Origin of the sequence: Streptomyces sp. NPDC088747, from assembly GCF_044751025.1 — a bacterium.
In the GTDB taxonomy this organism is placed as follows: Bacteria; Actinomycetota; Actinomycetes; order Streptomycetales; family Streptomycetaceae; genus Streptomyces.
Genome location: NZ_JBIVKZ010000002.1, coordinates 305,305 through 330,119 on the forward strand (window position 1 = coordinate 305,305; position 24,815 = coordinate 330,119).

General features: G+C 65.6%; 26 protein-coding genes and 1 pseudogene. 17 read left to right on the top strand and 10 right to left on the bottom strand.

The genetic code is table 11. The annotated features are described in order from the left end of the window. Nucleotides 1–9: 9 nt before the first annotated feature. From ACIP79_RS05805 to ACIP79_RS05825, 5 genes are all read right to left on the bottom strand, one after another. Nucleotides 10–1,164 carry a helix-turn-helix domain-containing protein gene (locus ACIP79_RS05805; protein ID WP_401219829.1) on the bottom strand — a complete coding sequence of 385 codons (1,155 nt, stop codon included), beginning with the start codon at nt 1,162–1,164 and terminating at the stop codon, nt 10–12. A 34-nt stretch (nt 1,165–1,198) separates the two neighbouring features. Beyond that, nucleotides 1,199–1,849 (bottom strand): hypothetical protein, encoded by a 651-nt coding sequence (locus ACIP79_RS05810; protein WP_401219832.1) that lies wholly within the window; start codon nt 1,847–1,849, stop codon nt 1,199–1,201. Between the two features lie 198 nt (nt 1,850–2,047). Further along, a complete protein-coding gene (locus tag ACIP79_RS05815; RefSeq protein ID WP_401219834.1) occupies nt 2,048–3,199 on the bottom strand; it encodes a tyrosine-type recombinase/integrase in 1,152 nt (383 codons plus the stop codon). Further along, nucleotides 3,199–3,411, bottom strand: a complete 213-nt coding sequence (locus ACIP79_RS05820) for a helix-turn-helix domain-containing protein (RefSeq protein ID WP_401219836.1) — start codon at nt 3,409–3,411, stop codon at nt 3,199–3,201. Before ACIP79_RS05820 ends, ACIP79_RS05815 begins: the two co-directional genes overlap by 1 nt. Before the next feature lie 129 nt (nt 3,412–3,540). Further along, nucleotides 3,541–3,798 carry a helix-turn-helix domain-containing protein gene (locus ACIP79_RS05825; RefSeq protein ID WP_401219838.1) on the bottom strand — a complete coding sequence of 86 codons (258 nt, stop codon included), beginning with the start codon at nt 3,796–3,798 and terminating at the stop codon, nt 3,541–3,543. Nucleotides 3,799–4,803: 1,005 nt separating this feature from the next. Here ACIP79_RS05825 and ACIP79_RS05830 point away from each other — a divergent pair. From ACIP79_RS05830 to dnaB, 3 genes are all read left to right on the top strand, one after another. Then, nucleotides 4,804–5,172: a hypothetical protein gene (locus ACIP79_RS05830; RefSeq protein ID WP_401219840.1), complete on the top strand. Its 369-nt coding sequence runs from the start codon at nt 4,804–4,806 to the stop codon at nt 5,170–5,172. Nucleotides 5,173–5,179: 7 nt separating this feature from the next. Continuing rightward, the gene (locus ACIP79_RS05835; protein WP_401219843.1) at nt 5,180–5,857 is read left to right on the top strand and encodes a hypothetical protein; all 678 of its coding nucleotides are present in this window, start codon (nt 5,180–5,182) and stop codon (nt 5,855–5,857) included. 93 nt (nt 5,858–5,950) lie between these two features. After that, nucleotides 5,951–7,303, top strand: coding sequence for a replicative DNA helicase (dnaB, locus tag ACIP79_RS05840; protein WP_401219846.1), 1,353 nt, complete (start codon nt 5,951–5,953; stop codon nt 7,301–7,303). A gap of 99 nt (nt 7,304–7,402) precedes the next feature. On the opposite strand, the gene ACIP79_RS05845 is transcribed toward dnaB, so the two are convergent. Together ACIP79_RS05845 and ACIP79_RS05850 are read right to left on the bottom strand one after the other, a co-directional pair. Then, a complete protein-coding gene (locus ACIP79_RS05845) occupies nt 7,403–7,600 on the bottom strand; it encodes a hypothetical protein (protein WP_401219849.1) in 198 nt (65 codons plus the stop codon). A 75-nt stretch (nt 7,601–7,675) separates the two neighbouring features. Then, a complete protein-coding gene (locus ACIP79_RS05850; RefSeq protein ID WP_401219851.1) occupies nt 7,676–8,026 on the bottom strand; it encodes a hypothetical protein in 351 nt (116 codons plus the stop codon). Nucleotides 8,027–8,276: 250 nt separating this feature from the next. Between ACIP79_RS05850 and ACIP79_RS05855 the strand changes: the two genes are divergently transcribed. The 12 genes from ACIP79_RS05855 (at nt 8,277) to ACIP79_RS05910 (ending at nt 15,946) form a co-directional block, all read left to right on the top strand. Then, on the top strand, nt 8,277–8,507 hold the full coding sequence (locus ACIP79_RS05855; RefSeq protein ID WP_067022411.1) for a hypothetical protein: 231 nt from the start codon (nt 8,277–8,279) through the stop codon (nt 8,505–8,507). After that, nucleotides 8,485–8,997: a DUF6879 family protein gene (locus tag ACIP79_RS05860; RefSeq protein WP_401219854.1), complete on the top strand. Its 513-nt coding sequence runs from the start codon at nt 8,485–8,487 to the stop codon at nt 8,995–8,997. Before ACIP79_RS05855 ends, ACIP79_RS05860 begins: the two co-directional genes overlap by 23 nt. A 27-nt stretch (nt 8,998–9,024) precedes the next feature. Beyond that, nucleotides 9,025–9,870 (top strand): helix-turn-helix domain-containing protein, encoded by an 846-nt coding sequence (locus ACIP79_RS05865; RefSeq protein ID WP_401219857.1) that lies wholly within the window; start codon nt 9,025–9,027, stop codon nt 9,868–9,870. Between the two features lie 210 nt (nt 9,871–10,080). Further along, a complete protein-coding gene (locus ACIP79_RS05870) occupies nt 10,081–10,356 on the top strand; it encodes a hypothetical protein (RefSeq protein WP_401219860.1) in 276 nt (91 codons plus the stop codon). Next, the gene (locus ACIP79_RS05875; protein ID WP_401219862.1) at nt 10,353–10,895 is read left to right on the top strand and encodes an NUDIX hydrolase; all 543 of its coding nucleotides are present in this window, start codon (nt 10,353–10,355) and stop codon (nt 10,893–10,895) included. The genes ACIP79_RS05870 and ACIP79_RS05875 overlap by 4 nt, the downstream gene beginning before the upstream one ends. A gap of 83 nt (nt 10,896–10,978) precedes the next feature. Then, complete coding sequence (locus ACIP79_RS05880; RefSeq protein ID WP_401219865.1) at nt 10,979–11,221, top strand: hypothetical protein; 243 nt, start codon at nt 10,979–10,981, stop codon at nt 11,219–11,221. Nucleotides 11,222–11,281: 60 nt separating this feature from the next. After that, the gene (gene dapF / locus ACIP79_RS05885) at nt 11,282–12,079 is read left to right on the top strand and encodes a diaminopimelate epimerase (protein WP_401219868.1); all 798 of its coding nucleotides are present in this window, start codon (nt 11,282–11,284) and stop codon (nt 12,077–12,079) included. Further along, nucleotides 12,076–13,167: an ATP-grasp domain-containing protein gene (locus ACIP79_RS05890; RefSeq protein ID WP_401219870.1), complete on the top strand. Its 1,092-nt coding sequence runs from the start codon at nt 12,076–12,078 to the stop codon at nt 13,165–13,167. The genes dapF and ACIP79_RS05890 overlap by 4 nt, the downstream gene beginning before the upstream one ends. A gap of 37 nt (nt 13,168–13,204) precedes the next feature. Continuing rightward, nucleotides 13,205–13,726: a C39 family peptidase gene (locus ACIP79_RS05895; RefSeq protein ID WP_401219872.1), complete on the top strand. Its 522-nt coding sequence runs from the start codon at nt 13,205–13,207 to the stop codon at nt 13,724–13,726. Beyond that, entirely contained in the window at nt 13,726–14,088 is a 363-nt protein-coding gene (locus ACIP79_RS05900) for a glutamate ligase domain-containing protein (protein WP_401219875.1), read from the top strand. Before ACIP79_RS05895 ends, ACIP79_RS05900 begins: the two co-directional genes overlap by 1 nt. Before the next feature lie 313 nt (nt 14,089–14,401). Beyond that, a complete protein-coding gene (locus ACIP79_RS05905) occupies nt 14,402–15,298 on the top strand; it encodes a nucleotidyltransferase (RefSeq protein ID WP_401219878.1) in 897 nt (298 codons plus the stop codon). 9 nt (nt 15,299–15,307) lie between these two features. After that, entirely contained in the window at nt 15,308–15,946 is a 639-nt protein-coding gene (locus ACIP79_RS05910; RefSeq protein ID WP_401219881.1) for a hypothetical protein, read from the top strand. Between the two features lie 157 nt (nt 15,947–16,103). Here the strand turns inward: ACIP79_RS05910 and ACIP79_RS05915 are convergent, their stop codons facing one another. The 3 genes and pseudogenes from ACIP79_RS05915 to ACIP79_RS05925 form a co-directional block, all read right to left on the bottom strand. After that, nucleotides 16,104–16,874: a hypothetical protein gene (locus ACIP79_RS05915; RefSeq protein WP_401219883.1), complete on the bottom strand. Its 771-nt coding sequence runs from the start codon at nt 16,872–16,874 to the stop codon at nt 16,104–16,106. Nucleotides 16,875–17,748: 874 nt separating this feature from the next. Continuing rightward, complete coding sequence (locus ACIP79_RS05920; RefSeq protein WP_401219886.1) at nt 17,749–19,677, bottom strand: ATP-dependent nuclease; 1,929 nt, start codon at nt 19,675–19,677, stop codon at nt 17,749–17,751. A gap of 1,284 nt (nt 19,678–20,961) precedes the next feature. Then, nucleotides 20,962–22,145 (bottom strand): annotated as a pseudogene (locus tag ACIP79_RS05925) (IS1380 family transposase); the annotation flags it as partial. A gap of 497 nt (nt 22,146–22,642) precedes the next feature. On the opposite strand from ACIP79_RS05925, the gene ACIP79_RS05930 reads away from it, so the two are divergent. Both ACIP79_RS05930 and ACIP79_RS05935 read left to right on the top strand, forming a co-directional pair. Continuing rightward, nucleotides 22,643–23,122, top strand: a complete 480-nt coding sequence (locus ACIP79_RS05930; protein WP_401219888.1) for a hypothetical protein — start codon at nt 22,643–22,645, stop codon at nt 23,120–23,122. Between the two features lie 408 nt (nt 23,123–23,530). Continuing rightward, the gene (locus tag ACIP79_RS05935) at nt 23,531–24,220 is read left to right on the top strand and encodes a hypothetical protein (RefSeq protein ID WP_401219891.1); all 690 of its coding nucleotides are present in this window, start codon (nt 23,531–23,533) and stop codon (nt 24,218–24,220) included. Nucleotides 24,221–24,815: the final 595 nt, after the last annotated feature.

Here is a 24,815-nt window from a genome sequence, read left to right on the forward strand (position 1 = left end):
AACCGATTGTCAACGGACCACGGAGAGCCTCGGCCTGCCCTCGGACGTAGGACGCCGCTGCCCCTCACCTTCCTGCGCAGTGACCACCAAACCGAAGATCAGGTCGTTGAGATCGGCAGGATGCAGATGTAGCTCTCGGGCCACGTCCGCAGGGCGTGTGCCTTCGTTGCGCAGGGCAGTGAACACCTTGCCCAGCACTTGCGAGGTCTCGCGAGCAACCCCACTCCGAGGCTCCGACTTGCGGTAGCCGAGGCGACTGAGTTCCACACAGTGGGTGCGGTACTGCCACTCGGTGGTGAGGCCCAGTTCGTGCAATCGGTGGGCAAGAGCCATGGCGGCGACTTTCCAGCGTCGCTTGGCCTGGAGGATCCAGTTGGTGCTCGCCCCCCGTGGTGCGTGGGCGAGAACGTCTGCTCGCGGCATGAGGAACGCGGCCGCAAATCTGTGGGCTTCGGCTTCGGCCTGGGGCCCGTGTGGCATCTGTTCTTCGCCGTGCAGGACCAGGTGCCCGAGTTCATGGGCCGCGTCGAAGCGCCCGCGTTCCGCAGTTTTCTCCGTACCCAGCAGCACGAAAGGGATCCCCCGGTCCCAGAAGGAGAACGCGTCGACCTCCGGGCAGGCCCGGGAGAGCGAGAAGACGCGAACACCGTGGGCCTCAAGCTGGTGCACCACATTCGGCATCGGGGCGTTCCCCAGTCCCCAACGTGCTCGCACAAGCGCGGCGGCTTCCTCCGCAGGCCAGTCTGCCCCTGCCGCCTCTCCTGGGTGCGGGATCTGGTCCTCGTCCGGGCCGAGCCGACTGAATGAAGTCAGCGACGGAATGTCGGGAGTCGGCAGACGAAAGTGTGCAGCGATCCAGTCCTGCAGCACACGCGCCAGCCGCCCAGAGCTGAGGGCGATGTCCCGCTGGGACGCGGTCATCTTGCTTAGGGCGCGGAAACTCACCGAGTCGACCGTCAGGTCGGCGACTTCTTCGGCACTGAAGAAGGCAGGAGGGAACTCCAGCGCCGTCGCAATCGCTTCCAGCGACGGCTGGCTGGGTACAGCCCGCCCGTTCTCGTAGTCGGACAACCTCCGTGGGGTCAGGCTGACGAGCTGGGCGAGGCGGGTGACGGTGAGTCCTCGGCGTTTGCGCGCCAGGACGAGCCGAGATGCGGTGGTCATGGGAGGAGCCAATGGGGAGATCAGGGCGGGCCGGTCAGGCCCGACGTTCGATGGGGATGTCGATGCCGCCCTGGTCGTCGGCGTCGTCGACGAAGGGAGTGAAGCCCTCGAAGTCGATCCAGGGGAGGATGATCCGCTCGTGCCAGCTGCTGATCTTGCCACGGTTCCCGGGATCGTTCGGGAAAGACAGTTCCGCGTGGAGTCGGGTCCCCTGGTCAGTCTTCGCGTGGTGGTAGAGCAGGAACCAGGTAGGGGCGCCGTCGCCAGCCTCTTGCTGCTCGCGCGGCGCCTCTGGCTCGCCGAACAGCAACAGCTGCCGGTTGGTCTCCACCCGCTTCATGACCGCATTGCCCTTGGGGTAGCGGGTTGAGGGAGAGAGAGCGGCGTACCCAGTCTCGGGACTGCCGCTAGAGGCAGTGATCGCGAAGTCGCCCGAAGGCGCGACAAGCAGCGGCACGTTACTGGGACTGGCGCTGGTCCAACCCTCCGGGATGTACGTCTCCCGCATGAAGCGGATCGTGCGCCCCCAGAAGATGTTGCCGGGCAGCGAGACCGGGTCCAGCGGGGTGCAGAAATTGCGCTCAGCCTCGGCTCGCCGCAGCGCGTCTTCGATCCCTTCGACCGACAGTCCAAGCTCGGCGATTCGGTTGCGGGCCCGGAGGTCCTCCGCGTGCACGACAGTCATGTCCAGCCTCCCCAACGAGCTACAGCGACTTCCGGAAATCCTCCCTCATTCGAGGTTGAAAATCAAGAAATAACGCTGGTCAGAGAGGCATCGTGCCTGGACACGGCGAAGGAAGAGGGCTCATGGTCCAAAATGGCAGCTCAGCCCCCTTGCGTACCAGTCGCGCTGAGCACAGTCGACACGCAAGGGGCAGCAGGGTTATGCCTTCTGAGCGCTCTGCTGAGCCGACACACCTTCGCGAAGCTGGGCTCGCACCCCGGCATCGATCCCTTGGGCCAGCCTTCGCTGGTGCTTCACCGTCGAATGCTGATAGATCAGCTGGGCCCGCTCCGAGGACTGCCCGGCGCGGACCATGAGGTCCTTGAGCTTGGCGCCGGTGTCGGCGGCGAGGGTGTTGCCGGTGTGGCGGAGGTCGTAGAAGCGGAAGTTGTCCGGCATGCCGACCTTGGCCCTCGCCTTGCGCCACTTCCTACCGAAGGTCGAGCGGCGGAAGGGAGCGCCCTTCTCGCCGATGAACAACAGGCCGTCTACCTCCTTCTCCGCGAACCACTGCAGGTGGCGCCGCAGCTCCGGGAGCATGAAGTCGGGCAGGTAGACGGTGCGTTTGCCCGCCCGGGTCTTGGGGTCGCCGGTAACGCGTCGGCCGTTGGTGAGCTCGGGGGACGCCTGGGTGACGCGCAGGGAGCATTCGTCGAGATCGACACTGCGTCGGCGCAGTTCAGCCAACTCCTCCGGGCGAAGGGAGGCGAAGGCGCCGAGCAGGACCATCAGGCGCCAGCGTGGGCCCATGGCGTCGGCGAGGTCGAAGACCTGCTCGATGGTCGCGGTGGGGCGTTCGTCGGCCTCCTCCTTGCCGGCGCCCTTGATGCGACACGGGTTACTGCGCAGGAGGTCGTCGTCGACCGCCGTCTGCAGGATCGCCTTCAGCAGGCGGTACGACTTGGCGACCGTCGTGGCACCGGTCGCCTTCAGACGCTCGGCACGCCACGTGCGGACGGACGGCGGGGTGATCTCGTCCAGGTCCTTCCCACCAAAGGTCGGCAGGATGTGCAGGCGCAGCAGCCCGTCGTAGCGGTCGAGCGTGGTCGGGGCCAGACCGCGCTCCTCCTTCCAACGGAACGCGTACTTCTCGAAGTTGACCGCGCCCGCGTCCGGGTCACGCCACACGTCGCGCTCGATGTCGGCGCGGGTGAGGTTAAGCCACTCCTGGGCGTCGGACTTGGTCTCGAAGGTCTCCGGGGCGGTGTGCCGCTGCCCGTCGGGGCCGATGTAGCGGGCCTGCCATCGACCGGAGGGGAGCTTCCGCGTCGTGCCGAACTCGCGCCGCCGCTGCGGCTTTCGCCCTGCCATCAGGCCGCCTTCCCGCAGCGGGCACGGAAACGGCCGGCCGGCTCGACGGTGCGCGCCTCGACGTACTCGGCGATCGCGCTCTCCGGGATGCGGACCGGGCGGCCGAGCTTCACGTAGCGGATGCGACGCTCGGCGATCAGGCGGCGGACGAAGCGCTCGCCCGTGCAGAGCATTTCGCCGGCCTCGGCCACGGTCAGGAGACGGTCAGCCATTCGCGATCACCTCCGTCCCGGAGAGGCGCTGGGGGCAGGCGGGAGCCAGGGGTATGGCGGGCAGGCGCAAGGGCGGTGGGTCCTCACTCGGGTGTGGGATGGGGCGAGTTGCGGCGCGGCGAAGGCGGTTCAGACTGCGGGGCGGCCTGGCAGGAGCGCGAGTGCCGGGACGTGGAGGGCCTCGGCGATCGCGATGAGGTCGTCGACGTCACATCGGCGCTGGACGCGCTCGATGCGGGACAACATGGTGTTGGACATCGGGTGGCCGAGGGCTGTCACGCGGTCGGCCAACTGCCTTTGTGACAGGCCGCGTTCGGCGCGGAGGATTTCGATGGCACGGGCCGCCTGCATTCCTGCCGGCCCGATTTCCAATGAGCGTGGGGGCATGGCTCCAATTGAAAGGCTCAATCGCCGGTTTTGGTAACCGGCGATCGTCGGCTATGTTGCGCTCGCGCCGTACGCCGGGGAGAGGTTTCTGGGGGTTGGGAAAGGGCGCGGACGGATGCGTCGATCGATGCTGTGACGTGCGGTATTGTGTTGTAGCTTCCCCGTCGGCGGCGCGTCAACGGCTAGGCGATGTGATGCTTCTGGCTTCGCCTGACGGTCCATTATTTCGGCAGCGGCCGATTCGGGTTTACAATTTTGGGGATGCCTAGCTCGCAGTAAGCGTTCGCCGTCAGCTGTCTGAATTTCTCGGCGGAACGCTGGACTTGAGCGGCATGAATGTGGCTGTCTTGGCTATACGACGCCACCAGCCCTCCCCCGCGCCGTCGGCCGGGGCGGTGGGCCAACCCCCTCCCTGTGCACCGCCCGACAAGGGCCGACTGCACCTCCATGCACTGACCCCCAGGAGCCGCCGCCCGATGAGCTACGACGCCCGCGAATGGGTGTGGGACCACAGCCGCAGCAAGGGCACCGCCCGCATGGTCCTCGCCCTGATCGCCGACCGGTGCCGCGACCAGCACTGCGTCGCGTACGCGTCCGTGCCCACCCTCATGAAGCGCGCCAACGCCTCCCGCACAGCCGTGCGCGATGCGCTCGCCAAGTTGATCGCCGACGGCGAGTTGGTGCAGCTCCCTGACCGCAAGGGACCTAGGGGAGAGACGTACTACCGCCTCCCAATCGCCGCCCGATTCCTCGCCGATAAGTCCCGGGACGGGGACCGGAAACCGGCACCCCAAGGGGGTCGGAATCCAGCCCTCGGGGGGTCAGAATCCGACCCTGCCGAGCCCTTCGAGGGTGGATCGGAATCCGGCCCCGGGGAACAGAATCCGGCCCCCAGGGGGTGCGGATTCCGACCCGAGGAGGGTGCGGATTCCGACCCGAGGAGGGTGCGGATTCCGACCCGAGGAGGGTGCGGATTCCGACCCCCAGAACAGAAGAGAACCGAAGGTGAACGGTAGTAAGAGCAGCAGCTCTGCCCCGCTCATCTCGGTCACCGAGTGGCAGATCGACGACAGCGCCCGCGCCTGGCTCCAGCACGACGGGCATCTCGACCGGCTCGGCGAGCACGCCCTGCACGCCGCCGACGCGAAGTGGCGCACCTACCGGAGCTCGTGGGATCCCCGCACCGCCGACGCGTGGGCCGCCGACTGGCGCGCGTGGATCGCCCGGGAACGCACCCCCGCCCCCGGCCGCCCGAACCTCTACGCCCTGCCCGGTGGCACACCCACCCCCACCTCGACCACCGGCATGACGCGCACCGAGGCGCACATGGCCGCCCTGCTCGCCGCACTCGACGAACCGACCGGAACGGAGTAAGCCGCCTTTGGACCGACGCGAAGTCGCCGCCGTCCTCGCCTACATCGGACGCCTCGATCCCCGCACCGCCCGCACTGGCACGGACGAAGCCTGTGACCAGATCGCCCAGTGGCACGAACTGCTCAGCGACGTGTCCTTCGCCACCGCCCACGGCTGGGACGTCCGCGAGGCGATCCGGGCCCACGTCCTGGATTCGCCGTACCCGATCCTCCCGGTGGACGTCGCCCGCAAGTGGCGCGCCCACCGCCGCGACCGCCTGGACCGGCACACCGATCCCACTCCGGCCGCCGATCCGGACAACCCCGCCGCCTGGCGCACCGAACTGCTCCGCACGAGGCATGCCGTCGCCACCGGCATGGCCGCACCCTCCCCGCACCGACAGCTCACCGGCGGCCCGCAGGCCGAGCCGGGCTGGCATGCCCTCGCAGGCACCCTCGCCGACGCCGAGGCAAATGGCCATGACCCCGCCACCTTGCTAACGGAGGCCGCCGCCCGGCGCGAGTTGGACACGGCGGAGTCCATAAGCGGCACGTTGGTGTGGCGGCTGAGACGTATGACCGATCTGCCTGCGGACCCGGCAGTGACCGCCTCTCAGGAAGAGCGTCAACACAACTCTCGCCCTGCGGTGCCGCCGAGGTTGTCCTTGGCCTCTCCGAGCCCTGATCAGTACCAGCTCCGGCGATGATGACCGCACCAGCCCAGGTGCTGCGAGCCGAGACAGTACGCTGCCGACTCTGCAGTGGGGATGTGGCGCTATGCGTCATACAGTCGGAGGGGGTTGGCATTGGGTAAGGATGTCGGAGAGCAGCTGGAGCGGCCACCCCACGATCTGCGAGCCGAAAAGTCCCTGCTGAGCGCGATGATGGCATCGAAGGACATCATCGCCGATGTGGTGGAAATCGTTCGTGGCAGCGACTTCTACCAGCCTGCTCACGAGTTGATCTACCAATCCATCCTCGACTTGTACGCCCGTTCCGAACCAGCCGACCCGGTGACGGTCGCCGCAGAACTGGCCCAGCGCAAGAAGCTCGATGACGTGGGCGGCCCCAGCTATATCGCCGCCCTCGTTCAGGGTGCCTCGCGCCGCAAGGACCCCTCCCAGTTCGCGCTCCGCGTGCAGTCCACGGCCATCCTGCGCCGCACCATGATCGCTGGACGGTACGTGGAGACACTGGCTGCCGACGGAAGTCCCGAGAACACGGACGAGGTCATAAACGCCGCCCAGGCCGAGATCTTCGCGGCCACGACACGGCAGCATCCCACCGCACCCGCCTTGCCGCTGGGCGACATCATGGAAGGGGCCCTCGACGAGATCGAGTTCCTCTCCAGCACCTCCACAGATCTAATGGGGCTGCAAACCGGCTTCACGGATCTGGACTCCCTGATCGGTGGCCTGCAACCAGGCCACCTCATCGTGGTCGCCTCGCGACCGGCGATGGGCAAATCCACCCTCGCCCTGGACTTCCTGCGCTCCGTCTCCATAAAGAACGACATCCCCAGCGTCCTGTTCACCCTTGAATCCGGACGCAACGAAGTAGCGATGCGCATCGTGGCGGCAGAAGCCCGCGTCCCCCTGCACCACATCCGCAGCGGACAGTTGCACGAAGACGACTGGACTCGCATGGCTCGCCGGATGCCCGAGGTATCGGCTGCTCCGCTGTACATCCAGGACGCCGACTACGGGACGCTGGTTGACCTACGGGCACAGTGCCGGCGTCTGCGCAGCCGAAACGACATCAGGCTGATTGTCGTCGACGGTCTCCACATGCTCACCTACGGCACCCGCCCCTTCGCCTCCCGCTACGAAGAGATCTCCGAGATCGCCCGCTGCCTGAAACTCCTGGCGAAGGAGCTGGACGTCCCCATCGTGGCCGTCTCTCAGCTCAACCGCGGGCCAGAGCAACGCACCGACAAACGCCCCATGGTCAGCGATCTACGTGACTCCGGAGCTCTGGAGGACAACGCCGACCTGGTCATCCTCCTCCACCGCGACGACGCCTACGAGAAGGAATCACCCCGAGCCGGCGAAGCCGACCTGATCGTCGCCAAGCACCGCAACGGGCCAACCGCGACGGTCACCGTCGCTTTCCAGGGCCACTATTCGCGGTTCGTCGACTTCGCCCAAGCGTGAGCGTCGGCTGTAGGGGGCCGGCCTTCAGCAATCGAGCCCGTATCTCAGCAGCCGATGGGCACTCTGGCGGGAAGGTTTCCGCACGAGGGAGGCAGCCAACTAGAGCACCTGCGGCTCCACAGGTATCTCCACCTCGTACGGGATGACCCACGGCGCGAAGCCGTCCCGGTGGCAAGTAAAGACCAGGCGCACGGGCTTGCCGAGCCACTTGACCCGCCACCGCGCCTCCCGGTCATTGCCGCGCCACCAGGGCGGCGCCTCCGTGCGCAACAGCGCGAACGTCCGCCCTTTGCCCACGGCCAGGGCGAACGGGCCCACCGTCTTCCCGTCGGCGTCCGCCCCGTTCGCTCGGCGCAGGAACTTGTACGGCCCTCACAGCTGCGCGGCCATCTGCTCCGGCTCCACTCTCTGACCGGCGGCCACGGGGGCGGTGTAATCCACGTCGTTGCTCTGCGCGACCTCGACGCGGATCTCGTCGAGGCGGCCCAGGGGCAGGGGGCCGGCGAGGTGCAGGATCAGCCCGGCGCGGTCGCCGTCGTACCGCGGCTCAAGGGTGACCCGGAACTGCGGAGTGAGGTCGGCGTGCCAGCGCTCCCGCTCGATGCGGGCGACCGCGTCCGCAGTGGCGTTGGCCCGGCGTGCGGCCAGCCACGCACCGCCAGTGGCGACCGCGCTGAAGACGGCCGTCGTCCCGGCTATGAGCGAGGCCCAGGGTGTTCCCATGAGCCGGGAGCGTAGCGGGAGTTGAAGCCGTGGGACGCACCGAAGCGGTGGAGAGTCAAGGAAGGACGTACAGCGATCGAATCCGGCCATCCCTCGGCGCTGCGTCCGGTCCACTCTTCGTCGCTCTGACCCCGGCCGCGTAAGGTCAACTTCCGTACGCCTGGCAAGTTTCGGCAAGTTCCTCGCTCCACGGCACGGCCACGGGCAAGCTCTGGCACAGAGATCGTTACCAGCATCCGAGGAGGACATCATGGCCCTGCGTAAGCTCGGTAAGGACCCGGAGAGTCCCAGTGGCGGCTCCCCCACCATCTACCTCGACGAGGAGAAGGACAGCTACCTCGTGCAGGGGTTGAAGGTCGAGGACATCGAGCGCCTCGGGCAGATGGACATCCCCGGCCATGAGTCGGTAGTGGAGATCCCCCGGCGCATGGTGCAGTTCTTCCTGGAGGTGAAGAAGGTTGACGAGGACCCCGACGTTTGAGGAACTGTTCCGCGACAGCCAGAGGACGGCTGTCCATCTGGAGATGCGCGACGCCTACATGAAGTCGGACCCGGCCTTCCTCGACTGGAAGGCTGGAATGCCACTCGACCCGGCCGAGCGCTGGGGCGACTGGCACAGCATCGTCACGGAGGCCACCTCGCGAGGCGTCGAGGTCCGCCGGGCCCGCGTCGTCTCGACCCCCGTCAGCGAGTACATCCGCTTCGAGTACGACGTGACGGATGGCCTGAACATCGCCGCCGGCGAGGACGTGCGCTGGCTCTCCCGGCGAAACGCCACGGGCCTCGCGCTTCCGGGCAACGACTTCTGGCTCTTCGACTCCAGCCTCGTCCTCGTCAACCACTTCGACGGCGACGGCGAGAACATGGAGGTGGAACTCACGGAGGACCCCGAGGTGGCAAAGCTCTGCGAGTCGGCCTTCGACGCCGTGTGGGCGCGGGCAACACCGCACGCAGAGTTCCAGCCGGTCTGACAGCCCGAACGGCAACATCGCAGCGACATGACATCGCCATCTTCGAGCGTTCAGGAAGCCCGCAGGGCCCTGGGTAAACGCCTGAGCGATATCCGGCTCGAAGCCGGGCTCACCAAGCGAGCGTTGGCCAACAGTCTCGGCTGGCATGAGTCGAAGTGTTCGCGCTTCGAGAGCGGCACGCGTCCGCCCTCGGAGCGCGACCTGCGTGCGTGGGCTGCTGCTTGCGGTGCGGAGAGCGCGGCCGAGGATCTCGTCTCGACGGCCCGCGGCATCGAGGGAATGTATGTCGAGTGGCGCAGGTTGGAGCGCACCGGCCTGAAGCAGGCCCAGGAGTCAGTCCTCCCTCTGTGGGAACGCACCCAGCGCTTCCGCATCTACTCGCCGTGGCTCATTCCCGGCCCCGTGCAGACGGCCTCGTACATCACCGCACTCCTCACCTCTATTCGCGACCGTCGCCGCCTGATCAATGACATGCCGGCGGCCGTCAAGGTGCGCGTGGAGAAGCAACAAATCGTGTACGGCAACCACACGTTCGCGATCCTCCTGGAAGAGGGAGCACTCCGAAAGCGCATAGGCGGGACGGAGGTGATGGCCGGCCAACTCGGCTATCTGCTCAGCGTTATGGCGCTGCCCTCGGTGAGCATCGGCATCATCCCTGAAGACGCCGACCGTTCCAGCCTCTGGCCCGTCGAGGGCTTCTTCCTGTACGACGACCACACCATCCACGTCGAACTCGTCTCGGCCCATCTCGCCGTCACGCAGAAACACGAACTTGCCATGTATGCCCAGACGTTCACGGATCTGGCCGAGCTTGCCGTCTACGGCCCGGCGGCGCGGGAACTCATCACGGCAGCCATCGAATCCCTGGGGTGAATGCCGGGCAAGTTCCGGCACACTCGTAGAGCCCCTCCCGTCGCCCTTCTTAGCGTTACTGGCACGGCCGGAAACGCGCACTGAAGGAGCGAGACGGTGATCACTGTGGCAAGTCGCGGCAAGGCATCGAGAGCATCCGACAGGGCGGGTACCGAAGTTCTCCCAGTCGCAGTCGAGACGATTTCGGAGAGCACCGAGGCAGCCCTCTCCATGCAGATGGCCACCTCCACCCGCAAGGACATGGACGCGTCTCTGCCGGAGATCATCGGGCACCTCAACCTTCTACTCGGTGAGGATCTGCGAGCGGACGAGGACGAGGACGTGCGGGAGCTGTTCCGCAAGGGGTACCGGCTCATCGACTTGCAGAACCGTCCGACCGCGGAAACTCCGTCGTTCGGCGTCTTCATCTACCTCCGGGATGTCGCCGACATCACGCGAAGGCTCCTGTGGATCTACACACAGCGCCACGGGCTCGGTGCCCCGTGAGTATCCGGGAGGACCAGATCGTCCGGGAGCTGTCCCACTACATGTACGAGCACCCTGACGAGCAGATGGCGCTGATGCCGGTGTACGACGCCGTCCGCGACCACGCACGGCGCGGGACCTGCACCCACAGCCGGCGCTGCCCCCTCGTGACGACGGGCGCGGTCATCGTCGACGAACACAATCGCGTCCTGTCCCTGCGGCATGAAGGAGCCTTCGCCTTGGCGGAAGCGGAGCCGGAGGAGCAGAACGACTCGCTCGGAGGGGCGGCCCTGCGCCTGCTGGCCGAGGCGGTCAGCATCCGGGACGTGTGGACGGAGCCCGACAGCGATGGCCCCTTCCTGATCGACGTGACCAGAGCGGGGCAACACAGCCACGGCCCCCGCCTCCGGATCGGCTTCCGATACCTCTTCCGGGCCCACTCCGGCGCCATCGCCCCGATGGTGATCGAAGCCGGCGCGGGGGCCTGGATGCCCCTTGGGGAGATCGGTATCCCGTCAGTCCGCGACCGCCTTCACGGCCACCTGGTCGGTGCCCCGTGAGCCCTCGGAACCAACAACTCTGCTACGTGGCAAGCCTCTTGGCACTCGGCGGTTCGATCCTCCTGGCCATCTGGAGAGGCTGAATGTCTGAGCGCCGCACCACCGAACCGACCTCCGTGCCTCCTCCCCTCGGCACCATCCCCGGTTACAGGCAACCAAGCGATGTCCACATAGGCGATTTCGTGTTCATCGACGGGTTGTACCTCCAGGTCTGCGACATGAGGTCCGCCGGCACCGCGGGGCGCCGGGTCCTGACCTTCGACGGGCACTCCCCGTGGGTCATGAAGGAGTCGGCGACCACGTATCGGCCCGTCGAACTCCTCTGACTCGAAGCCCCATTCAGCCATCACGAGAACTGTCACCTCACGCCAGCGAGGAGCTTTGCCATGCGCTTCCGCAAGATCCACGGAGCGGGGAACGACTTCGTCCTGTTATCCGACCCCGCGCCGGACGGCAAGGACTGGTCAAAGGAGGCCGAGCGCCTCTGCGCCAGGCGAACGGGCGTAGGCGCGGACGGCCTTGTCATCAGCAGCCTGATCAGCATCAGCCCGGTTGTCCTCGAAGTCGGCTGCTTCAACGCTGACGGCTCGATCGCGACGATGTGCGGTAACGCTCTGCGGTGCACCGCCTGGGCCGCGCACCATGACCACGGCTTCCGCGAGGTGAGCCTCCGCATGGCAGGGGTGTTGCACGAGGCGATCGTGAGCGACGACTCCGTGTGGGTCACGGCCGAAGTCGGCGCGGTCCATCCCCGACGAGTTCAGACCGTCATCAACGGCAAGCCGACTTGGTTCGACAGCGCCCACACCGGCACCGAACACGTCGTCGCCATCGTGGATGACGTGGACGCAATCGACGCGGTACTCGTCGGACGCCTCGTCCGCCACCACGCCGACCTTGCCCCGCTTGGGACGAACGTCAACTTCGTACAGGCCGCCGGCAGGCAGGCGCTGAAGATCCGCACCTACGAGCGCGGCGTCGAGGCGGAAACCCTGTCGTGCGGGAGCGGAGCCGTCGCGGCCGTCGTCATCGCCGCCCTGCGCGGACTCGTGTCGCAGCGTGCCGTCACCGTCCACAACCGCGCCGGGGAGCCGCTCACGGTCCGGCCACATCCCGACCGGCCGAAGCGGACGCACTGGGTCGGCGGGCGGGTCACCCACACCTTCGAAGGGGTCCTCGCATGACTCAGTTCCTCAACCCCAGCTCCGGTCTCGCGGTGCGGGAGGCCGCCCAGAGCCTTCGCGACTGGCAGCGCGACCGAGAGGGGCTTGGTGTCGCCCTCGTCTACGGGCCGGTGTCAGTCGAGGACCGGCTCTACCACTCGAAGTGCCCCGTGGACCAGCGCTCCGTGACCGCCCTGTCCGAGGCCCTCGACGACATCGGAGCCCGCTGGAAAGTGCTGAACCCGTGCGAGCCCGACTTCATCACGGAGCTGGCCGGCTACGACGTAGCCCTCTCCAACCTTCACGGACCGTACGGAGAGGACGGGAGACTGCAGGGCCTGCTCGACTACCTGCGCCTGCCGTACTGCGGCAGCGGAGTCGCAGCGTCCGCAGTCGCCGCCGACAAGATCCTTTGCAAGCGGGTGATGCTGAGCCTCGGCGTCCCCACGCCGGGATGGCGGGTGTGGTCCGGCGGCCCGATGCACTGGAACGGGCGGGCGACGATGATCAAACCGCCCTTCGGCGGCTCCAGCGTGGGCATGAGCCTGGTACGCGAACAGGCGGACCTTCCCAGAGCGCTGGCCGAGGCTGCCGGCGAGGAAGGCGACGCCGTACTGGTCGAGGACTACCTGCCCGGCGTACCTCTGACCGTGGGGCTCCTGGAACTACCCGGAGGCGCGGTCATCGTACTTCCCCCGCTGGCCACCGAAGCCACGGAGGCGGAGTTCTACGACGCCGACACGAAGCTCGACGTGGAATCCAGGGGCGCCGTAGCCGTACGGGCAGCCGAGCTGTCACCCGAGGTGCTGGCCAAGGTCACCGAGTACGCCACGACGCTGTGGGACGGACTCGGGCTGCGTGGTTCGGCGCGTGTCGACTTCATCCTCACCGAGGACGACCAGCCGTACGTGCTGGAGGTCAACAGCACGCCGGGCATGTCCCGTGGCAGCAACTTCGTGGTGGGCGCCGCGATGGTCGGGCTCACACACGCGGATGTCGTAGTGGCGATGTTGCACGAGGCGTTGACCCGACCGCCATACGATGTTCCTCTGCCCACTCCCGCGTTCTCCAGCACCACAATGACTCGGGAGGCTGCCGTCTCACCGTAGGAGCCCGCCCACTGTGTCGCGCGTCCACGATGTCCCAATGTGCCGACAGCTCATCGCCCCCGAGGAATGGGCTCTGCACGGAGGATGGGCACTCGGGGACCGGCTGGAGTGGTCCAACCGGGCGTGCGGCCTGGCGTCGCTGAGAATGATCCTGCTCGCCTACGGGCGCAAGGCCCCCACGGTCACGGAACTGCTGAAACTCGCAGTCAAGCACGAGGTTCTGACCCCGCGCGGAGCGCTTCACGCAGGGATCGCAAGCCTGGCAACCGACCTCGGCGTCCAGTCGGCCGCAGAGCCCGTGCCGGTCGAAGACCTGCTCACTCGCCTCGATTATGCACCCGTCATCATGTCCGTCACCGAGCAGCTCCCTGACGACGGACGTTCGGGAGGCCACCTCGTCATCCTTCGCGGCTACCAGGACGGTCCCGACCCGACCGTCTACATCCGGGACCCGTCAGCCTGGGGCCAGATGCACGATCGAGTCCCTCTGAGTCGCCTGTCCCCTTCCTACGCCGGCCGCGCGATCACCTTCGCGCCCCTGAACAACGGAGAGTCCTGATGCCCGAGGCAGACGGCGACACGACCGAGGCCGCAGGCGGCCGGAGGATCGCCGTACTCGGAGAGATGCTGGAGCTGGGCGACGAAGCCGTGGAAGCCCACCGCCAGGTCGGGCGCATGGCAGCCGAGAACGGCGTCGATCTCATCGTGACGGTCGGCGACACACTCGCCAAGCAACTCGCCCTCGCGGCGGGCGCGGCAGGCGTACCGGACATCGCGATGGTCGGCGACAACGGCACCGCCGCCGCCTACCTGGCCTCCATCCTCCGCCCCGGCGACGTCGTTCTCGTGAAGGCGTCCCGCGGCGGACAGCTGTGGCAGATCGCCCAAGCACTCACCGGGCAACCCGTCACCGGCCTGTGAGCAGCCGCCGGCCTGCTTGTCCACCAGCGCAGGACCCAACCCTGGCTCGCATTCGCGGCTTACGCCGATCCTGGGAAGTCGATCTCCAGAACGCTGAATAGGCAGGCAGGGCGGGTCGCCGTGCCAACTCCTGTTCGTCCTGTACCAATCGCCCGATGATGTGCACGCCCGATCCGCAATGGGTATGGCGGTGGCGTCGCATGTGACCGTTGGGCCCGCTGCTTGCAGAACTTGTCGCTGGTGGGCTGGTTTGTCAGTACGGGTGCCTAGGCTGTTGTTCTCAAGGAGAGGCTCGGGGCGGGGGAGGACTTACATGCCACGGCAGTTGACCTACGACCAGCGGCTCATGTTGATCAGTAAGTGGCGAGATCCACCAGGGCAGTCAGAACAAGACCGCCTGGAGCGAGCCGAGCGCATGGTGCAAGCGGCCCTAGACCGGCACGAGCCGTTCCAAGGGGTCAATATCGCTGTTAGGGCGAAGGGCTCCTACCCGAACAAGACCAATGTCCGTGGCGACAGCGACGTGGACATCAAGGTGCAGTTGAACGAGTGCTTCTACTACGACGGCACGTCGTGGTTCAACAAGCCCGACCCATACACGGGACCGTGGACGAAGGACAGCCTCCGCAAGGAGGTCTACGAGGCGCTCGATGAGCATTTCGGGACAGTCGATGCTGACCACAACATCGCGTTCTACGTTCCGGAAGTCATTGGCAGCCGTCCCAGCATCGACGTAGTGCCGTGCTTCAAGTACGTACTGTTCGACAACACGGCCACCGGAGGTAAGTACGAAGGAAGCGTCGTGTTCGGCCAGGACGGCAAGAAGATCGTCAACTGGCCAGAGTTGCAGCTCGCCAACGGGCGCACGAAGAACGGCCTGACGAACCTGCGGTACAAGTTCGTCGTGCGGGTCCTGAAGAACGTCGAGAACGACCTCGCGGCAGAGGGCGTGATCAAGGAGCTTCCGTCGTACTTCTCCGAGTGTCTGATCTACAACGTGCCGGACCACGTGTTCCTCGGGGGCGACTTCGATGACGCCGTACGAAACGCTCTGCTCAACGTCCGCAGTCAGCTGACGAACGCCTGGTTCGGCACGCGGCACATGGTGGAGCCCAACGAGGTGAAGAAGGTCTTCGGTGAGGACCAGAAGTGGGATGAGGGCGATGCTCGGGACCTGATCAACAGCGCCTTGGATTACCTCAACTACTGAAGGATGGCGATGAGCCCGGCAAGCACACTCCGCACCGGTGCCACCATCGCCGCAACCCTCTATACGGGCGTTCTGCTAGTACTAGGGCTGTATCCGTCCGAGTTCAGGTATCTGTTCGCGTACATACCAGCAGTCGTCGGCTACGGCGTCCTCGTCTTCGACAAGTGGGCCTGGCGCTGGCCTCTGATTCACCGGATCAGCGGCCAGGCATGGGTGAACGGCACATGGCGCGCCGTTCTGACTCCGAGCTCGGAGAGCCACATCCCAGCCGGCGGGAACCGCGGCCCTATAGCTGCCTACATGGTGATCGAGCAGACCTACTGGAGCCTGCACATCGCCCTCCACACTGCGGAGAGCACCTCCCGTTCCAGCAACGCGACAATCGCTTCCCTTGAGAACTCTGGAACAGCTGAGATCGGGTTCTTGTACGACAACACGCCGCGTGTGGAGCACCAACATCGCAGCCCCCGACACCACGGCGCGTGCCGCCTCTCGGTAACCGGGCTAATCCCGAAATCCGCGACTGGGCACTACTTCACCGGCCGCTTCACCGCTGGCGATGTGGACCTTAGACTGATCAGCCGATCAACCGAATTCGGCACCTTCTCGGAGGCCCAGATAGCCGACCCTAGCCAAACGGAGATCTAAGGCAGCATTGCTGGCCAGTGAGCTCTCCATACGCCCCAGGAATTCGACATCATCACGTTCACGCACCACAGCTTTTATACTTTGACATTCGCCCGAGCGACTACTCCCGGCGACCTTAACCGCACTGATTCCCGGCCAGGCGTATCCGCATTAACCCCTAGCCACCGAAGACTCGATCATGTTCCCGATTAAACTTCGCACACTCGTGCATATACACATCGATGTCAGCCCTGTACTTGAGAGCGATTCTGTCGAACAACCACTTGTCGAATTCTCCGACCTTACGAGCGTAGGTGTCGACCGCATCAACGATGGCGACGACATCACCCTGGCCGGCGATCCACGTGCGCTGTATGCCGTTCCATCCTCTCCACTCAAGCAGGGGATCACCAGGCAGAGTAAAGGTGATATCAATTGCGTCAAGCCCGAACGTCTGACGACTCTGCGCTACAGGGAGCTGCATGTGCGTGATGTAATTCCGCAGCCCTTTTAAGAAGCCCGCCTGCGGGTCATCCTTAAAGAGGGAGACAACCTTTTCACTATATTCACTCATCAGCACCAAGTCGTCGTGGAGATATTTCCCCATGAAGCGGCGCTGCTGATCAACTCGCATACTCATCGCAGTAAGGACGTTGTGCAGAAGACGCTCAGCCTCTGACAGAAGCCCGTCGTGCGCCTCGGGATTGCGGACATCGACAATCGGACCGGATACTGCCGGATCCTGCAGCTTGACAACGAGCGACTTGTATTGCGCAACATTGCCCTGAAAAACGTACCCTATTCGTTTGACTCGGGCTCCGAGCGCGATGGCGCGATGGCCAGAGGAGTCATTGAGCCTTCTCTGCCAATCCACAAGAGCAGGCCGCCCTGCATCCTCAGCAGCGGTCCGCTCATCGGCAGGCTCGGATTGAACACCAGTCTCGTTCACGCTGGAAAACGTTACCGGTCGCGCCGACCCGATGCTGATGCATTTCCTAAAGCAGGTCCACGCCCAAACTCGGGACGGCATGCCCCCTCCGCCGTGGACAGCGACCACCCCTGCCGCTCTCTCAAGTGATCACCAGGCTGATCGACTCCGCAAAGACCCAGGCGCGTCGCGACACTCACGGCATGACCGCCACTCCCTCTCACACGCCAGGCGAGCCCGGCTGGTCTCCGGAGGTCGGCCCCAAGCCGCCGAGGAGGACGACGCTCAGTATCGTCCAGTCCGCTTCTCCCTCGTGCTCTGGGTCTTCGCACGCATGCACGTGGCAGGCCCGCCGTCGAGCGATCACACCGGCGCGGAGGCCTGAACTGCCTGGATGCCGCGCGGCTGGAATGGCACCCGGAGGAGCGCGCATACGCGATGCGGCACTTGGGACAGTGAAAAGAACAACGGCTGAGCCAGCACCAAAGCACGCCGCCGACATAGGACTAGACCGTCTCAAGAACCGCCCTTGAACAGGCAAAACACAACCCTCCCTGGTCTCAGTTCTGGTCTCATTCGCCCCCGTCCGGCGCCGTCCACGAGCACCCCCACCACCCACTCCACCCCAGGTCAGAACGCCCCCGCCCCTCACCGAACCCCCAGACGAAGACTTGGAAAGCGTGTTGGGTGCAGCCCCTCACAGGTTGAGATCTCGTGGCCCTAGCAGCCGCCGACCGAGTCAGACAAAGTACCCCTGGAGGGTCCATAACCTTGCTTTTACGGCTTTGGTCGCAGATGGCCTCCGTCGCCAGTACGGCCAAGTCGGCAACCCTTCCCGCAGCGTCAGGTCTGTAGCTGGCGTAGAACCGCGAACCCGCGTGAGGGAACCATCTGGCTAGCGTCGCCCGGTCAGCGACCGAACGTTCTCCAGCAGGGCGTGCAGCAGGAACGGCGGCTCCGTAGCGGCCGTGCGGGTCGTCTCCAGATAGGTCGCCGCATTCTTCCCGTCGACGCCCTCGCAGGCACGGACGAGTTCCTGCCTGCGCTCCTCCCAAGTCGGCCAGTGTTGGTCGAGGTGGGTCTCCAGGGTGTCCTCGAATACGGTGTAGCGGCCGGTCGAGTCGTCGGCGGGCTGGGGATTGGGCGTCGCGCCCAGGTACTGCAGAAGATTCGCGTTCTTGGTCCGGTTCTTCCGCGCCTGGCGCTCGAACTCCTGCTCCTTGTCCTGCCGCTGCTGCGGGATGAGGTGCTGCACCGACGCCCGCTTGCGCTCCTCCATACCGACGTCGCCGTCGAACACGACATAGCAGGGCACACCCAGAGCGCTGAAGAGAGCGTCGGAGATCATGAGGTTGTCCTTACCGTGGACCTCGATGACGCTGATGCCCTCCGCGCCGAGATTGATCCCCGACCGGTCCGCGCAACCGGTGATCACCCCCTCGTCCCCGCGCCCCTCGACCAGCACCACGGCATGGGCGAAGAAGCCCTCCGCCAGCGCACCGCCCAGCGTGCCCTCGGTCCTGCTCCTGATCACCTTCTTGTCGACGAACCCGTCCAACGCCCTGCACAGGTCCTCCTCCGTGGCCTGCCAGACTACGGTGGCGGGATGCTCCTCACCGGCAGCACGACACAGGCGCCGAATCTGGTGGTAGCCCTTCGGATCGATGAAGACCGGGTTGTGGGTGGCGTACATGACCTGAGTACGCCCCTGCGATGATGTGGCGACCAGCTCGCGGAGCGCCTTCGCGAAAGTCCGCGCCTGAGGAGGGTGCTGGAAAAGCTCGGGCTCCTCGATCGCCAGGCACAGCGTCCGCACGCCGTCAGCCGAACGCCTGCGATCGGCGAGGTACTTCAGCGCGGCGATGATCAGGGCGCGCTGGAAACCGTGACCTTGCCGGTGCACCGAGGTATGAGCAGCACCGTCCCGGATGCTCACCTGGAAGGTTGTCCGGGCGGGCCTCGGAGCCTGCACCGTGGGGGTCACGACCACCTCGCGTCCGGTGGTGAACTTGGCGACCTCCGCCGAGAGCGCGGCCGACACCTCGTCCAGCACCGGGCCGTACACCTTGCTGTGCACTTCCTGCCGGGCCAGGTGGGCGTTCTCCTCGATCTCACCGATCTGCTCGTTTGCCTGTGAGCGGTCCACGGCGTGGTCGAGGATGCGGCCGAGCGCAGTCGCCTTCTGATCGTCGGCCTCCTCGTACGCCCGCAGGTCGGCGGAGACGAACACAAAGTCAATCAGCTGGGCGAGGCGGCTCTGCCCGGCGAAGCCGAAGAAGTGCGTGTCCTCGACCTCGGCCTCGGTGAGACGGTCGCGATTGGCCAACTCCCATGTGCGCATCGCCTCCAGGACCTTGTCCTTGGTGCCGGCGGCCGACAACCCCAGGCTTGTGTCGCTCTCCCTCAACTGGTCGTAGGCACGCCGTAGTTCCATGGCTTTCTCGTTCTTGCGCACGTCCTCGAACGGCCCGTACGCGAGAGCCTTGCCCGTGATCTTGTCCTCGCCGTTCTGCCAGGTCCGCCAGATACTCACGCTTGCGGCGCCGTCGGGCGCATACCGCCCAAGAGTCTGGCGATCGTGCTCGGTGAGTCCGTCGAACTCCACCTCCACGGAGATACGGCCGTCCTCGGCCGCCGAGTGGATGTCGTCGTCGCTGAGGGCGACGCCCTTCTCGCCGTTGAAGAACCAGTCGAGCGCACGCAACACGGTGGACTTGCCGACCCCCGTCGGCCCGATGAAGGAGGTGATGTCTTCGAAGGTCACGTCCACCTTGTGCAGACAACAGAAGTTCTCGATGCGAACGCGCTTGATCTTCACGGTCATCCTGGCGTTTGGGGCGGACGGGGCATTTGACTTCCCGTGTGACATTTGTGGACGTTAGCAGCGCCCCTGACGCCTAATCAGCCGAATAACCGAGATGAGTGATTCCTCGGATTCGGTCGCCGCCATGCATGTGCGGTCGCAATGGCCCCGCGCGGCCGGCCTACGCACCGACAGACCTCGGGCACAAAGAGGGCCACATCAGCGCGACATCCGCCCGGCGCGAAGCGTCGTGCCCACAGCGTGCCCTTAAGGGCGGACAACCACGGTCAACAGCGGCACCATCAGACCCACACAGCAACCACGCCGCGGCGAATTTGCGCAGGTCAGAAGGCATAGAGCTACGCAAGCGGCGTAGCTTCCCAAGCTGAGAGTGCGAGTTCGATTCTCGTCACCCGCTCCATTTGAAGCCCCCAGGTCGATGACCCGGGGGTTCTTTGTTGTCTAGACCAGTGGGCGGGGCGCGCACCACAACCGCGCCATAAGAGCCTGGCCAAGTGCCGGTGGTCTTCTCCTTGCGGTGCGCACGATCTTCGTTGTGGTACTTCGCCCGCTCCCCTCGGACCATGTCGTCGAGCCCTGCCGCCGCATCGCGCGGCCGCTCCTCGTCGGAGTGCCCTGGCAGGCACTTGCGCGTTCAAAAGCGCACGATAAGAGACAACGCCTCATGGAAGGACGGGCCATGAGCAAGATCCGGCATTCTCGACAGCCGCAAGGCCCACCGCCACAGACTTGGGGTGCCCGACCCTCCAGTCCCTCACCCTCGCAACCGAACCAATGGCCCGGAACTCAACAGGCTTCCCCTCCAGGCCAACCGCCTTATCTGGGGCAGCCTGCACCTCCCCCAAGGAAGCGCCATCGGGTCTTCTTCTGGATCTTCCTAGCGGTCCAGATCCTGTTCCTGATCTGGGTCATAGCAGGCGCCGCCAGTAGTAGCGGGACGCCGGAATCGTGCTCTGATCTAACGGGCGACAGCCTCGAACTGTGCAAGGACGCCGGCGACCTCGGCACCACGATCGGGGTCGGCCTGGTCGTCGCATTCTGGGTGGCCGCAGACTTCATCCTGGCCCTCACGTACGTGATCTACCGGCTCGCGAGCAGGCAGCCGCGAACATAAGGCCAGCGACGAGGTGACCGCGGACTCAGGCAGCCAAGTCGGCACGTGTCTCCCAGTTCCTGCCGATCAGCAGGCAGCAGCACATCGTGACCTGCAAGGCTTGTCTGGAAACGCCGCAAGCGACCACGAGCACACTTAGAATGGCTCGTCGGGATGGTCGGAGTTGCTGGTCAGCCGGGGTTCTGCAGGGTTGCGAGTCGCTGGACCGCGCGGGTGATCACATCTGTCCAGGGCCATGGGGCGGTGAAGCGGAGCCAGTGGCGGCGGCCGGTGATGACCAGCTGGGCGGCGGCAGAGAGAAGCCGCAGGCGAAGCCGTTTAGGCTCCCAGCGGCGGGTTTCTGCGGTCAGGGCGAGCATCGGCATCCAGGCGAGGAGGTCGAGGGCGAGGGAGACGATCTCCAGCCAGATCCGGTTCTGGGCGGTGTCGTGCAGGGGCAGGTTGCGCAGGCCGGTGTCGCGGGCGTTTCGGATGCGGTCCTCGCAGCGGGCCCGCCAGCGGTGACGAAGTTCCAGGTCGGCGAGCTAGCCGCCTTGGGTGTTGGTCGCGAAACAGGTGAGCCGTAGTCCGTCGAGGTCGGTGAATCTCAACTGGGCGCCGGGGTGCGGTCGTTCCTTGCGGACGATGAGCCGCATGCCCTTGGGCCAGGTGCTCAGGTCGGGCATGTCGGTGATCTCTGCGACCTAGGCGCCGGGCCGCTCGGTGCCGCCAGCGTCGTAGGCCGGCGTCCCTGCCTTCTTCGGGATCTTCAACACGACCTGGTGGATGGCGTCGGTGATGGTTATTCCGACGGAATACGACAGCCACCGGCCCCGGCGGGAGAGCCAGTCGAGGAAGGCGTGGGTGCCGCCCGCGGAGTGGTGCGGATCAGCGTCTTCCGGCCCCGTCGCAGGTGTCTGGGAATTTGGGCCAGGGCGAGTTGGGCTGTCTCGATGTGATCGCTCGCGGTGTTGGAGCCGGCGTTGCCGGGCCGCAGCAGCGCGGCCACCGGCTCTCCGGAACCGGCCTAGCCGTGGTCGACGAACGCGACGAGCGGATGATGGCCGAAGGTCTTCTTCCAGGTCGCGGTGGCATCCTGCTCCTCAGAGTGCGCAAGGACGAGAACGCCGTCGATGTCCACGGTCACGTGACCGTCGGCGGAGGGACCTTTCGCCCCGGCCAGTTCCCAGACCCGCGACCGTGCTTCGGCCCGCGCCGACCGGACCGCGGTGAGTGCCTTCGGCCCGGCTGCGGCGAGGGAGTCGATGAGCCGGGAGACCGTCGGGTCGGATGCCACCGGACCGAACACATCGGGCTCGGCCCGCAACACGGCGACATCGGCGAGGCACCCGCCCAGAGCGACTCCGAGCGCGACACTGCATGTGTGCCTGGCTTGGCTGAGGCTCCCCAAGTAGCTCCCGTACAAGGTGCGGCGCAGCTCAGCGTGCCGGTTGCCGTGCTCTCGCTTCCAACGACGTCCCTCCGCGAGGAGCCCTGTGCTGGCGGCGATCATTCCGCCTACGACCGTGCTGGCAAGTGCAGATCACTCCATCCGAACAAGGTAGAAGCCGGCAGGCCTACAACGAGATGTCTGAGATGGAAGGTGGCCGAAGGCGACGGCTCAGGTCTCGTTCCTCCGTCTCATTCACCACCGTTCGCCGACGTTCAGGCAAGACCGGAGGGCCGCTCTTGCCTGGAGGGGGCAGCCGCCCATGAACGCAGATGAACTTCCCTCCTGCACACAGTCCCAGACCCCGCCACCAAAGTTGGAAAGCGTGCGCCACGCGTCACGTCTCCACGGTCGAGTTCTGAGCCACGAGAAGCGCCGCGATAGCATCCCGCATGCCCATTCCATGGAGATCCAGCGCCGACGTGTTCGTGCAGATCTTGAGACAACGTGGAGTAGAGCCCGATGCCGTACGCGACGTCGACGCTGCCTGGGCTGCATTCGGCGAGTTTCTTCAGATCGAGGTCGAGGGGATCGAGCGGCCGGAGAACGACGGCGATGGCTTCATCGCCGAATGGGGCAGGTGTGACTGGAACGACGACCAGCCTTCGCTGTCTTTCGGGCGACTGCTCGCTGTCACCGATGCCGGCAACCAGGATGACCCCGACAGGCAACCGGAGTACTGGAAAGTGGAGCTGCAACTCATCTTCGCCGATGACCCGGCGTGGGCTGACGTCGACAGCCTCGGTCCTCAAGACACCGGATTCCACTATGCCGAGATCGGCTCCCCCAAACTTACCGAACTCGCAGAGATTCGCCGCTTCGTCGAGTCCTACCCCCAACTGGCAGACATGTGGCGAGCCGAGCCCACTCGCAGCGACTTGACCCTTGAGCGCGCGGGGTAGCTCCCGTGACCGCTACAGCACGGAAGTACAGCAACTCCAGCAACCGCCAGTGCCCAACACCAGCCCTGATGGGCTCCCGGCAGCCTGTATGACCTTCAATGACCGATCTCTGTAGAGCTACGGATCGGAAAGTTGCAGGTTCGAATCCTGCCGAGTGCACACAGGTCAAAGGCCCCGGAGAGATCCGGGGCCCCCTGCGTTTGCGGGGACGTACAGCAGCGAAGCACAGATCAGCTGTCGCTCGGCAGCCCTGTAAAGGCCTCCCGAGCGTTGCTCTGCCCTGCGTCGGCAGCCGCTCGTCGAACGATCAGCTCAGCTATGGGGCAGTGCTGGGCAGACCCTCTTTCGTTCGTGAAGGTGCATCCCTACAGTTTTGGGCGATGACACGCGAAGTGACCGGGGGCGGGCATGGAGACGATGCAGCGTGTGATCCATCGAAGCGGGCTGCTTTCTCGGCTCCCGTCTGTCCTACTATGCCTGGCCCTGCTTCTACTGGTGCATGCCTTGATCCGGCAGAACCTGCCCGATCGGCTCACCCACGGCTGGCCTTGGAGGCTAGAGCTCTTGGACAGCCAGAGTGCCGTCGCGGCAGTGCTGGCCACGGGCGGAGTTTCGCTGGCCCGAGCGCAATACGCTCGCACGGTCAGGCCGGCGCTCGGATACATCGGGCGCGTGCAAGGCGGTTACGCACCACATGATCAGTTGGCGTGGGCGTGCCACTTGATCAACAGCAGCAGTGATGTCGCCCTCACAAGCGAAGTGAGCTACCGCATCTCTTACACACCCGTCGCGCAAGCCAAAGGGGCCCAAGACTCTTTAGAGTGGGTGGAGCACCAGGCAGCGGTTGCGTCGATTGTGGCCAGCGGACTCCTGAGCAGGGAGGACTTCGCGTTGAACTCCGTGAAGCCAGGGTGGCCGCTCGCTGGGCAGCAGCTGTTGTTCCTCGGGTGGTTCACGGAAAAGGCAATGCGTGATCTGGACCACGTGTTCGTCAGAGTGCGTGTGCAGGATCGGGTAGGAGACATCCACGAGCGGGTGATCGACCTACTCAAGGCCGCCATCCGTTCGCCCTCCCATCCAGACCCACCGCTTGTCTGAGAAGACATCGTTTGCTGACGCATACGGTGATTCACACGGGCCGTACAGCAAGTCGCGTCGGGATGATGGCGCTCGCTGAGATTGCGAGGCGCGTAGAGGCAAGGGTTACCCCACCCCCGCCGGTGGTTCTGCCCGACTGGGAAGGGCGGTGGCATTGGCTTGGCATAGGCGTCCTTCTTGGGATCGCCATATCGATCGTGGTCGCGACCTACTCGTAACGCGAAGAGCCATGACGGACTCACTTGTGGTCTCGATCATGGGACCCAAGTCGCTGGGAGAGATCTTGGAGGAGATCTTCTCCCGGGAGACGCTCACCCGGGCAGGAGCCAGCACTCAGCCAGTTCGCCACCGTCTCAGTTTCCGTCTCATTCACCACCGTTCGCGGACGCTCGGGCGAGACCATAGGCCCATTCCTGCACACCGAACAGCCGCCCATGAACGCAGATGAACGCCCCCGCACGCACCCCACCACCCCGCCACCCCACCAACACAGTTGGAAAGAGTGTGGGCCGACTGCATATTGGTTCGCCGGTCGGCCGCAGCCTGCGTATGGTCCAGCGTCGGGATGACCCCGTTGGGTGAGGGCAGGTGCGGT